The organism is Haemophilus sp. HMSC066A11, assembly GCF_001811665.1.
In the GTDB taxonomy this organism is placed as follows: Bacteria; Pseudomonadota; Gammaproteobacteria; order Enterobacterales; family Pasteurellaceae; genus Haemophilus; species Haemophilus influenzae.
Map to the genome: position 1 here is coordinate 1 of NZ_KV805847.1, position 11,416 is coordinate 11,416.

Annotated in this window: 14 protein-coding genes, 4 tRNA genes and 1 rRNA gene; 1 reads left to right on the plus strand and 18 read right to left on the minus strand. The window is 36.3% G+C overall.

What is annotated here, in order from left to right; all coding sequences use genetic code 11:
* Positions 1-132: 132 nt before the first annotated feature.
* The 4 genes from HMPREF2813_RS00255 to HMPREF2813_RS00270 all read right to left on the minus strand — a co-directional run bounded on the left by HMPREF2813_RS00255 (position 133) and on the right by HMPREF2813_RS00270 (position 518).
* Positions 133-208: transfer RNA gene (locus HMPREF2813_RS00255), tRNA-Thr, on the minus strand.
* A gap of 3 nt (positions 209-211) precedes the next feature.
* A tRNA-Gly gene (locus tag HMPREF2813_RS00260) sits at positions 212-286 on the minus strand.
* Positions 287-328: 42 nt separating this feature from the next.
* Positions 329-413: transfer RNA gene (locus HMPREF2813_RS00265), tRNA-Tyr, on the minus strand.
* 29 nt (positions 414-442) lie between these two features.
* Positions 443-518 (minus strand) — tRNA-Thr (locus tag HMPREF2813_RS00270).
* Positions 519-734: 216 nt separating this feature from the next.
* Between HMPREF2813_RS00270 and coaA the strand changes: the two genes are divergently transcribed.
* Positions 735-1,658 carry a type I pantothenate kinase gene (gene coaA, locus HMPREF2813_RS00275; RefSeq protein WP_048946899.1) on the plus strand — a complete coding sequence of 308 codons (924 nt, stop codon included), beginning with the start codon at positions 735-737 and terminating at the stop codon, positions 1,656-1,658.
* 90 nt (positions 1,659-1,748) lie between these two features.
* On the opposite strand, the gene rseB is transcribed toward coaA, so the two are convergent.
* From rseB to rrf, 14 genes are all read right to left on the minus strand, one after another.
* Positions 1,749-2,696 carry a sigma-E factor regulatory protein RseB gene (gene rseB, locus HMPREF2813_RS00280; protein WP_005687094.1) on the minus strand — a complete coding sequence of 316 codons (948 nt, stop codon included), beginning with the start codon at positions 2,694-2,696 and terminating at the stop codon, positions 1,749-1,751.
* 79 nt (positions 2,697-2,775) lie between these two features.
* Positions 2,776-3,363 carry a sigma-E factor negative regulatory protein gene (locus HMPREF2813_RS00285; protein ID WP_005687096.1) on the minus strand — a complete coding sequence of 196 codons (588 nt, stop codon included), beginning with the start codon at positions 3,361-3,363 and terminating at the stop codon, positions 2,776-2,778.
* Positions 3,364-3,387: 24 nt separating this feature from the next.
* The gene (gene rpoE, locus HMPREF2813_RS00290; protein WP_005672503.1) at positions 3,388-3,957 is read right to left on the minus strand and encodes an RNA polymerase sigma factor RpoE; all 570 of its coding nucleotides are present in this window, start codon (positions 3,955-3,957) and stop codon (positions 3,388-3,390) included.
* 107 nt (positions 3,958-4,064) lie between these two features.
* A complete protein-coding gene (locus HMPREF2813_RS00295) occupies positions 4,065-4,322 on the minus strand; it encodes an FAD assembly factor SdhE (RefSeq protein WP_005661933.1) in 258 nt (85 codons plus the stop codon).
* Between the two features lie 89 nt (positions 4,323-4,411).
* A complete protein-coding gene (mscL, locus tag HMPREF2813_RS00300) occupies positions 4,412-4,798 on the minus strand; it encodes a large-conductance mechanosensitive channel protein MscL (protein WP_005651263.1) in 387 nt (128 codons plus the stop codon).
* A 72-nt stretch (positions 4,799-4,870) separates the two neighbouring features.
* Entirely contained in the window at positions 4,871-6,247 is a 1,377-nt protein-coding gene (gene trkA / locus HMPREF2813_RS00305) for a Trk system potassium transporter TrkA (protein WP_048946898.1), read from the minus strand.
* A 12-nt stretch (positions 6,248-6,259) separates the two neighbouring features.
* The gene (gene rsmB, locus HMPREF2813_RS00310; protein ID WP_048946897.1) at positions 6,260-7,612 is read right to left on the minus strand and encodes a 16S rRNA (cytosine(967)-C(5))-methyltransferase RsmB; all 1,353 of its coding nucleotides are present in this window, start codon (positions 7,610-7,612) and stop codon (positions 6,260-6,262) included.
* Positions 7,612-8,568 (minus strand): methionyl-tRNA formyltransferase, encoded by a 957-nt coding sequence (gene fmt / locus HMPREF2813_RS00315; RefSeq protein ID WP_012054662.1) that lies wholly within the window; start codon positions 8,566-8,568, stop codon positions 7,612-7,614. Before fmt ends, rsmB begins: the two co-directional genes overlap by 1 nt.
* A 93-nt stretch (positions 8,569-8,661) precedes the next feature.
* Positions 8,662-9,171 (minus strand): peptide deformylase, encoded by a 510-nt coding sequence (gene def, locus HMPREF2813_RS00320; RefSeq protein ID WP_005630900.1) that lies wholly within the window; start codon positions 9,169-9,171, stop codon positions 8,662-8,664.
* Positions 9,172-9,279: 108 nt separating this feature from the next.
* Complete coding sequence (locus tag HMPREF2813_RS00325) at positions 9,280-9,774, minus strand: hypothetical protein (RefSeq protein ID WP_012054663.1); 495 nt, start codon at positions 9,772-9,774, stop codon at positions 9,280-9,282.
* Between the two features lie 9 nt (positions 9,775-9,783).
* Positions 9,784-10,245 (minus strand): hypothetical protein, encoded by a 462-nt coding sequence (locus HMPREF2813_RS00330; protein WP_012054664.1) that lies wholly within the window; start codon positions 10,243-10,245, stop codon positions 9,784-9,786.
* 15 nt (positions 10,246-10,260) lie between these two features.
* Positions 10,261-10,542, minus strand: a complete 282-nt coding sequence (locus tag HMPREF2813_RS00335) for a hypothetical protein (protein WP_012054665.1) — start codon at positions 10,540-10,542, stop codon at positions 10,261-10,263.
* Positions 10,543-10,654: 112 nt separating this feature from the next.
* Entirely contained in the window at positions 10,655-10,882 is a 228-nt protein-coding gene (locus HMPREF2813_RS00340; RefSeq protein ID WP_041174721.1) for a hypothetical protein, read from the minus strand.
* A 267-nt stretch (positions 10,883-11,149) separates the two neighbouring features.
* Positions 11,150-11,265 (minus strand): 5S ribosomal RNA (rrf, locus tag HMPREF2813_RS00345).
* Between the last annotated feature and the right edge of the window lie 151 nt (positions 11,266-11,416).

Genomic DNA, 11,416 nt, shown 5'->3' on the forward strand with positions numbered 1-11,416 from the left:
TTGTACGTTCAAATTTTTCTTTAGACATTGAAATAGTCCCTCTAAATAGACACGGTTATCGATGGGTAAATTAAACCACATTAACCAATAAATTTATTTGCTGATTGATATAAGGATGAGGAATTATAAGACTGGTGCTGATAGGCGGATTTGAACCGCCGACCTCACCCTTACCAAGGGTGCGCTCTACCAACTGAGCTATATCAGCGTCTGGAGCGGGCAGCGGGAATCGAACCCGCATCATTAGCTTGGAAGGCTAAGGTAATAGCCATTATACGATGCCCGCAAGTCCTAAATTCGTCTGTCCCATCAGGATCCATCTAAAAGATGGTGGAGGGAGAAGGATTCGAACCTTCGAAGGCTGAGCCAACAGATTTACAGTCTGCCCCCTTTGGCCGCTCGGGAACCCCTCCACACTAAATGAATACTTGATACGAAAGAATGGTGCCGACTATCGGAATCGAACTGATGACCTACTGATTACAAGTCAGTTGCTCTACCTACTGAGCTAAGTCGGCGTGTCGTAAGCAAGTGAGGCGTATTATATGGAAAAAACTTTAACTGACAAGTATTTTTTATAAAAAAGTTTATTTTTTTGATTATTCGTTTAAATCACAATCAAAAAAGTGATTTTTTAATCAAATTAGCGCACATTTAATGAAAAATGAATGCTAAATTTTTATTTATAGCGTATATTTTTCTCCAATTTGTCTATTTGACTCAATAATATCTCAATGAATCTAACCCCTTTTTTAAGTTTTAACCGCAAACAATGGGCAGAATTGCGTAAATCTGTCCCCCTAAAACTTACAGAACAAGATCTTAAACCGCTTTTAGGTTTTAATGAAGAGCTATCTTTGGATGAAGTCAGTATGATTTATTTACCATTAGCTCGTTTAATTAATTATTACATTGACGAAAACCTTCGCAGACAAGCTGTTTTACACCGTTTTTTAGGGCGTAATAAAACAAAAGTACCTTATATCATTAGCATTGCAGGTAGCGTAGCGGTAGGGAAAAGCACTTCAGCACGAATACTTCAATCACTTCTTTCCCATTGGCCAGCAGAGCGCAAAGTAGATCTTATAACTACTGATGGTTTTTTATATCCATTAGAAAAACTAAAAAAAGATCATCTTTTACACAAAAAAGGTTTCCCTATTTCTTATGATACGCCCAAACTTATTCATTTTTTAGCTGATGTGAAATCTGGCAAAACTGAGGTGGAAGCACCAATCTATTCGCATTTAACCTATGATACTATTCCTGATAAATTTAATGTGATAAATAAACCTGACATTCTTATTTTAGAGGGCTTGAATGTACTTCAAACGGGTAATAATAAAACCAATCAGACATTCGTATCAGATTTTGTTGATTTCTCTATTTATGTTGATGCAGAAGAAAAATTATTGAAAGAATGGTATATCAAACGATTTCTGAAATTCCGCGAAAGTGCGTTCAACGATCCTAATTCTTACTTTAAACATTATGCCAATTTATCGAAAGAAGAATCCATTACCACCGCTAGTAAAATTTGGGATGAAATTAACGGGTTAAACCTTAATCAAAATATTCTTCCAACTCGTGAGCGAGCAAATCTAATTCTAAAAAAAGGTCACAATCACCAAGTAGAATTAATAAAATTAAGAAAATAAAAATTCGCACGTAAAAACGTGCGAATCTTAGTCAATGCCTAACTCAAAATCAGTTATTGATAAAAATATCGTAAAAAATTACCGCACTTTTTATCTAAATTTGACTTCTTGTACAATGCGTTTTGCCGTCGAGATTGGTAATTGCCCAATAAAAGTAATTTCTTTTCCTCCGATGACCTCGCTATAAATCGTATAAGCCCCTTGTTTCCAAGTATTTTCTGGTAGGTCATTAGAGCCTACATTAGAAACAAACAACGTAAAAGTAAATAAGCCATCACTATATAATGCGCTATCTATGATTTCATTTTCTAATATTTCTTGAGTATATCGAATTAAAGAAAAACCTTGTGGCAACCAACCTGCAGACCAAGTTATATTTGAACTTTGTTCATTTTTACTTTCTTTCAATAAAGGGGGCAATGATACCTTGTTAATATAATCCGTTAATCCTCTCAATCTGTCATCGATGTAAAGTGTTACAACTCTAAATTGATCAAGTAGCTTGCCTTCGCGATCAAGCATATCACCGCGTAATAACAAGCCATTTTCTTCATCGATAAACACCAAATATTGATACCGAAAATCATCTTTAGGAACAATTCTAATCGTATCAGCGAAACGCCCAGCAACGCGATCTTTACCTAATTTTACGAAATCATAATAAGAAGAAAGCTTATCAAAATTTGCACGCACAACCGCAGGCATCGCATCAACTATATTGCCACTATTAAGCGTAAATGCTTGAGCATTTGGCTGAAAATAACTGACTAAATTATCACGTTGAATAATTTCTTGCTGGCGACCATCTAAAGTAACTAATTGTGCGTAGGTTTTGTTATCTTGTTTGATATGTCGATAACGAAATGAATCCATATTTGCTGGAGTAGTTTGCACAAAGGCAATTTCATAATTGAGATTATCCAATGCTTGTGTCATTTTATCTAAAGACTGCTTCGCAGAAAGCTCTTCAGCAGAAGCAATGCTACTTAATAGCAAAGAAAGAGAAAGTGCGGTAAATTTTAATGCGATTTTTTTCATAGAAATCTAAAGGATAAAAATTCACCACACTAAATAACAATTAGGTGGTGAATCAATAATCTGAACAAAGGAAACCAATTTATCTTACTTGACTGCTACTTACATCTAAAGCATCAGAGTGCATACGACGTTGCAATTCATAGTTTTGCAACATTGCACCAATGCGACGACTTTTTTTCTCAAGCTGATCTGAAGTCAATGTATCTTTGCTTGGCGCATTATAGCTAATTTCTTGAACTGCATTATTAAATGGCAAGGTTTGCAACACTGGTGCTTCTGGTAAATTAGACGCTTCGTTTTTACTATTGAAAGATTGAACACCAAGTACTGCCACTAAACATACACCAGCAGCAACAGCAACTTGCGTCATTGGTGCAAAAAATGCCTTTAATTTTTGCATAAATGCAGAATTATGTGCATCTTCTGGTTCAGGTTGAGACACCGCAATGACATCGACTTTCTTCACGTCTTCTAACTCAATCAAATCTGCCATTTTAGCGGTAAAATCCCCCCCTAAAAAGACCGCACTTTCTTTACGCATTACTGAACGAACGGTATGAAATGAATGCCAAGACGCTTGTAATTCTTCGTCTCTTAATAAAGCATCTGTCAAGTCAGTTTTGACTTGTTCGCCATCCATATAGGCTGAAAGCTGCTCTTTTTGCATAGTAAACTCCAATTTTTATTCGCTCTACATTAGAGGTTGAATTTTATTTTCGATCATTTCCCTTGCTCGGAAGATTCGGGAACGAACCGTACCAACAGGACAATTCATAATTTCTGCAATCTCTTCGTAACTTAAACCTTCTAGCTCTCGTAACGTAATCGCGGTTTTTAAATCTTCTGGTAAGTTATGAATAGTATCAAAAACAATTCTTTCTAACTCACTAGACAACATTTCATTTTCGGGAGTATCCACATCCCGCAAGTGCGTACCCACATCATAATTTTCAGCATCTTCTGCCAAAATATCTTCATTTGGTGGACGGCGACCTTGAGCCGTTAAATAATTTTTTGCCGTATTAACGGCAATTCGATAAAGCCATGTATAGAAAGCACTTTCGCCACGAAAAGATTCAATTGAGCGATAAGCTTTTATAAAGGATTCTTGCACCACATCAGGAATATCGTTACGTGATACATAGCGAGTCAAAAGCCCCGCCACTTTATTCTGATAACGCGAAACCAACAAATTGAAGGCTTTCTTATCCCCTTGCTGCACTCTTTCTACCAAAGCCTGATCTGTTAGCTGTTCAGCCATATTTCTCCCATGCCAATATCTAACACGCCTTAATATCAAGACAGCAAGCTCTTGTTGCTTGTTCAGACAAAAGCGTGTTAAAAAAGTTCATTCGCTAATCAATAATTTTAATTTATGATGATTTTCTGCACTTTTTGGATATATTCAACCATCATTTGAAGCTCTACATCTTGTGATTTCACACGATTAAAAAACCACGAAAACAACTGCAAATCAGAACTTTCTAACAAGCGAATAAAAATATCTTTTTTATCATCACTTAATGTATCAAAATGCGTCAAATAAAAAGGCATTATGATTTTATCCAACTCCAACATTCCTCGACGACAATCCCATTCAATGCGAAGTTTATTATATTTTTCCATTTTATTTCCCTAAAATTGAGGGCTGATTATAGCTTAAAAAATAGTAATAAAAAAAGTCAGCATTTCTGCTAACTTTCATTCTTTAAATATTATTTATTCTTTAATAAATCACGGATTTCAGTAAGCAATGTTTCTGCCTTTGGTGCAGTTTTTTTCTCCTCTGGTTTTCTTACCTTATTGATTACTTTGATCATCATAAAGATTGCAAAAGCAATAATAATAAAATCAATCACATTTTGAATAAACAAACCATAATTTAAAGTAACAGCAGGAACATCGCCTTGTGCTTGTGCTAATACAAATTTCATATCTTTGAAATCAATACCACCAGTTAAAATCCCCAACACGGGCGTAAAAATATCACTAACAAGTGAACTTACGATCTTGCCAAATGCGCTGCCAATAATCACACCGATAGCCATATCTACGACATTGCCACGCATTGCAAATTCGCGAAATTCTTTAATAAAATTCATAATAATGTTCCCCTTCAAAAATTACATAAAAAGAGCGACTATTATAATAAATCACTCTGAAAAGTAAAAAAACTAAATAAAGAATGCGCTTGGTTGGAATAATTTCTCAATTTCTGGCACATTTTTCTTATCACTCAAATAAATCACTATATGATCGCCTTCTTCAATAATCACTTGACGACGAGCAATAATTACATCATTCCCTCGTAATAAAGCACCAATAATGGTTCCCATCGGCAAACGCAACTCACCAATTTTTCGCCCTACTATATTTGAAGTATTCACATTACCGTGTGCAACAATTTCAATGGCTTCGGCAATGCCATGTCGTAATGTTGCCACATTTTTTACATCGCCTTTACGCACGTGACCTAACAAAGCAGAAATCGTTACTTGTTGTGGAGAAACCGCAATATCAATCGTGCCTCCCTGAATAAGATTAATATAGGCAATCCGTTGAATCAGTACCATTGCTTTTTTCGCGCCTAAACGCTTAGCTAACAACGCTGACATAATATTCGCTTCATCGTCGCTACTTAATGAAAGAAATACATCCACACTTTCAATATGTTCTTCAAAAAGCAAGTTTTGGTCTGAGGCATCTCCATTAAATACTAACGTTTTTGGCAACTTTTCTGCTAAGGCTTGCGCTCTGTTTGAATCACGTTCAATAAGCTTTACAACACAAGAATTTTCCAAACGTTTTGCCACGCCAGAAGCAACATTTCCTCCACCAACAATCATTACTCGCTTATAAGGTTTCTCCAAACGTTGTAACTCTCCCATTACCGCCTTAATATGTTCAGTAGCACAAATAAACGTGATTTCATCGCCAGCTTCTACAATGGTTGAGCCTTGTGGACGAATCGGTTTACCGTTACGTAAAATAGACATAATGCGACAATCAATATGTGGCATATGTTCGCGAAATGCTGAAAGTGCATATCCAACCAAAGCCCCCCCATAATAAGCTTTCACTACAACAATACTAATACGATTATTGGCAAAATGGGCAACTTGTAATGCGCCTGGATAAGCAATTAAACGCGTAATTTCATCAGTTACAAGATTTTCAGGCGAAATTAAATGATCAATAGGAATATTTTCATTGTTGAACAACTTGTCTTTTTCACGTAAATATTCTGAATTACGGATACGTGCAATTCGCGTTGGCGTATTAAATAATGTATAGCCCATTTGGCAAGCGACCATATTGATTTCATCAGAGGCTGTCACGGCAACCATTAAATCGGCATCTGCTGCGCCTGCGTCACGAAGCACTTTTGGAGATGATGGAGAGCCTTGTACCACACGCAAATCGTGCTTTTCTTGCAATGTTTGTAACTGAGGAGATTCATTATCCACTAAGGTAATATCGTTATCTTCACTGACTAAGTTTTCTGCAAGCGTCGTTCCTACCTGACCTGCACCCAAAATGATAATTTTCATTATCGCTCTCCTTTATGCTCGTTTAAGCAATTTCGCATAATAGAACCCATCGCCACTATTTGGTTGCGGAATGAATTGAAAACCCACCGCACTTTTATCATCACTAAAGGGCAATGACAATAACTCCGCATCCGTGTGAGCATTTAAAAATGCTTGGATTTGTTCGCAATTTTCTTCTGGCAATACAGAACAAGTCGCATAAAGCAAAACACCGTTTGGCTTCAATTTTTCCCAAAGCGCACTCAAAATTTTCTTCTGTAATTCAACGAGCTGAGCGATATCGGTTTCTTTGCGTAACCATTTTATATCAGGGTGGCGGCGAATCACTCCCGTTGCAGAACAAGGGGAATCAAGTAAAATTCGGTCAAATTTCGCCGCACTTTTACCGATTTCAGCTAACCATTCGTCAGGTTTACTCGCATCACCACACACCACTATCGCTTGCTGATTTAAACGTTCAAGATTTTCTTCTACTCGTTTTAAGCGATGCGTTTCTACATCTAATGCAATCACATTAGACTGAGGTGCCAGTTCTAAAATATGGGTCGTCTTACCACCGGGTGCAGCGCAAGCATCGAGGATCCACTCCTCATTTTTTGGCTCAAGCAACGTTGCCGCCCATTGAGCACTAAAATCTTGCACCGTAACCGCCCCTTCTTCAAAGTGCGGTAATTTTTGCACAGCAATCGGTATATCTAAACATAGCGCATTAGGATGGTGACTTGTTTTTGCAGAAATACCTTGTTCCTCAAGTAAAGCGCGGTAAGTTTCGAAGGCGTTTTTTTGTAAATTCACTCGTAGCCACATTGGTGGTTTCTGATTGTTCGCCTCAATGATCTCACGCCAATTCGGATAGGCTTTTTTTAATTTCTTCACGAACCATTCAGGGTGAAGCGTTTGCCAATTTTTATCGATAATTGCCAAAATTTCATCTTGCTCACGTAAAAATCTACGCAAAACCGCATTCACTAATCCTCTAAAACTATCAGATTTTAATGATTTTGTTGCGTTCACAACTTCATCAACTGCCGCATGAGCAGGCACTCGCATATAAAGCAATTGGTATAACCCTACAAGTAACAGGCAATGAACAATGCGAGTTTTACCTTTAAGCGGCTTATCCACAAGACGTTTGATAATTTGCTCTAAGCGAGGCAATACTCGACACACGCCAAAACAAATTTCTTGTAGTAAAGGCAAATCTTGAGCTTTTACAGAAAATTGCACTTCTGGAATTAACGCTGACAATGATTTGCCCTCATCCAATACTTGCAAAATTAAGTTTGCTGCAATAGCCCTGGTCGAAAGTGCGGTCATTTTTACTGAATTTTTTACTTTGATAGTTTTAGAAGAAAATTTTTTCATTATGCAAGCACCTTACCAATAGCAAACCATTCTGCACGGCCATTTAATAAATCTTGTGCAGACATAAGCTTTTTACCTGCAGGTTGCAATTGCAATAAGTTTAAGACGCCATCGACAGTCGCAATTTGAATGCCATTTTTATCCGCACTTAAAATAGTTCCCGCTGGTTTATCTTGATGAGGCAACACTTCCGCTTGATATACTTTTAACGTTTGAGCATTGCCATCCCTATCTTCTGTTGAAAAATAAGCAATCGGCCAAGGATTAAAAGCACGGATATTACGCTCAAGTTGCACTGCAGGAAGTGACCAATCTAATTGAGCCTCTTCTTTAGAAAGTTTTTCTGCATAATTGCTTTGGCTGTCATCTTGTTTTTCAGCTGTAAATTTACCACTTTCAAGATTATCTAAAACATCAATTAATGCCGATGGAGCAAGCTCCGCCAGTTTGTTATAAAGACTTGTTGAAGTTTCAGTCGGTAAAATATCACAATAGACTTTGTGTAACATATCGCCAGTATCTAAACCTTCATCCATTTGCATAATGGTTACACCCGTTTGTGCATCGCCAGCCCAAATTGAACGCTGAATGGGTGCCGCGCCTCGCCAACGAGGAAGAATAGAACCATGCACATTCAAACAACCTAAACGAGGGGCGTCTAATACAACTTTCGGTAAAATTAATCCATAAGCGACAACAACTATTACATCTGCATTTAACGCTTTTAATTCGGACTGCACCTCTTCTTTACGTAAGGATTTAGGTTGATAAACGGGAATATCATTTTGCTCTGCAAGTTGCTTGACTGGGCTTGCTTGCAATTTTTTACCGCGACCAGCTGGTTTATCTGGCTGAGTATAAACAGCGATCACATTATGTTGAGAATTTAGAATAGCTTGTAAATGCTGTGCAGCAAAATCTGGCGTACCAGCAAAAATAATATTAAGTGATTTCATAATGTTCTACGTTATGGTGATTGATAGGAAGTAGGGTGGGCTTCAGCCCACCGTTTTTTGAAATGATTGGTGGGCTAAAGCCCACCCTACGTTTTAGCTTTTCGCAATCTGCTTCTTATATTTAATTAACTTTTCTTTAATACGTTGGCGTTTAAGTGGAGAAAGATAATCAACAAATAAAATTCCATTAAGATGATCGATCTCGTGTTGAATACAGATCGCAAGCAAACCATCAGCATCTAAAGTAAATTCCTTACCATCACGATCTAACGCTCTCACTGTCACTTTTTCTTTACGAGGAACCAACGCACGGAACCCTGGAATGGATAAACACCCCTCTTCAATTCCCGTTTCGCCTTCAGAAGCCAAAATTTCAGGGTTAATCAAAACAAACTGATTCTGTTTATCGCCTTCAACATCAATAGTAATAATACGTTGCAAAATATCCACCTGAGGTGCAGCTAAACCAATACCTTTCTCTTGATACATCGTATCAAACATATCATCAACAATTTTACGAATTGCATCATTAACTTCAGTAACAGGCTCACAGACAACCTTTAAGTGATCATCAGGATAAATTAATACATTAAGTGCGGTCATAATTTCTCTTGTTTTTAAGGGTAGAATTTTAGCGGGATTATAGCACAGGTAGAAAAAGATGTGTAGAAAAAGATGTGTAGAAAAGCCCCAAATGGGGCGGGGCTGAGGTTAAGCTTTACTTGTTATGATTTTATGGAAGTTTTCTTTAATAATATCAAGAACCTTTTTAGTACAACCATCACTTGTCATTACTTTCATTGCTGATTTCACCACATCCAACTTTATTTTATCATTAGACAGAAAAATAGGATAAAATTGTCCCATCTTATGAGGTGTTATAGGAATATTATTTTCTCTAAAATAATCTACTGATACTCTTGTCACAAATGCTATTGAAATAAGACTTGCATCTTGATTATTTAATTGGGAAAAATATTGTTCCATTTCTTGACGGAAACTATTCCATTCAGGAGATTTTTTAGCACTACCATTACTACAAACAAATGTTTGAGCGTATAGAAATGCTATAGAGTTTACATCTTGATTAGAAAGTTTATTTATTTCATTAGCATTAGCTGAGGTATTAGAATTTGATAAATTGACACTACTAAAACAGCCAGATAAGAGCAAAGAAATTGCAGTAATGGAAAGTAATTTTTTCATTTTTATTCCTTAATAAGTGTTACAAAAAACTTGGTTACCAATTCGGTTACAATAGGTGCTTTTTGGACGGCTTTGCCCAATCCCCTGAATAATTTGGTTAGTTTGCTCTTGTTGATCCTGGTAGGCCGCACGTTGTGATGAATCAAATTGAACATCTGCAGCTGATGCATTATTACTTACTGCTGTTAAGCTATAAGAATGACTATCTGAATTAACTGGGAATTGATTGCGATATTTTTCGGTTGCTCCACTCATCCAAACGGCTTGGCAAGGCACAACTTGAACTATACCACGTTGAATATCTTGCTCAGAGATATTGTAATAAGCGTTATAAGGCGTATAGCCGACAAATTGTCCACCACAAATTAGTCTTGCATTTTGCGGTGATGAGTTATACCAAACGTGTAATCCTGAATGGCAAGCGGATAATCCCATTACTATTATCAAAATAAATAAACTTTTTCTAATCATTATTTTCGCCTCATATTATGCCAAATTAGACATATTTTTCTTAATTTCCTGAAAAAATTGATTAATCTCAGAAAAATCTCCTTTCTGTAAATCATCATAGATATAATTCAATAGCACGATATTTTGTTGGCAAACGACAAAATTAGAGGATTCAATTTTTCGAATAAGGCTATCCATTTCAGAAATGAGTTTTTGATCTAAATTACCTTTATTATTTTTAAGCAAAGTTTGAAAATGCTCATTTTTCCAATAAACATGCATCTGCTTGCAAATATCTTGAGTGTTCACATCACACATAAAACCTACCAAATTGTTTAACAGTATTGTTTTATTCTTTCTTTAAAGGAAATAAATCTAACAGTTGTTTTTTAATATTCTCAAGACCTTGATTATTATTCATAACTTCTCCTTATTTAACCTTGATATGCAAAATAACCGCATTGATTTCACATCGATAAATAATATGATAATCTAGATTTTCAGCAATAATCCTTTTCATAGATTTATCAACCGTTCTCTTTGTATAATGTAGCAAAACGGTAGCTTTTTGTTCTTTGTCTGAATGATGGGCTTCTTCTTTTAAAATCACAATTTTAGATTGCACGACTCGATTCAATAATTCGTATGACGTTTCCACTCTAAACCTCTCTAAAGTTAAATTGTTTCTTAGCAATATGTTTCCTTATGTATGTCAATACCTAAGGACTTTAGTATACTAAAGTGAAAAATACTTTATTTTTGTTCTAATTAGAATAATAAAAATGCTAAGGATACAAAGGACATGGGTAAAAAAGAAATAGGGTTTTGAAAAATCTTTTCAGGTATATCTATTTGTAAAAACAAAAACCCCAGTTCTTAAACTGGGGTTCTTATTTTTTTATTTAATTTAAATAAATATTTGGTAACCTGGCGGTGCCCTACTCTCACATGGGGAAACCCCACACTACCATCGGCATTACAGCGTTTCACTTCTGAGTTCGGTATGGTCTCAGGTGGGTCCACCGCACTATTGCCGCCAGGATAATTCTTTGATAACTCGTCTTCTCTTTTATCGCTCGTTACTCAGTCTTTCCTCTACCTTTCACTCGTTCTTATTGGTCACAAGCTGAATCCGATTTTCTTTCTATTAAGTCTTCTATATTTACTTTTCTTTGTTTAGTCTTTTACTTCT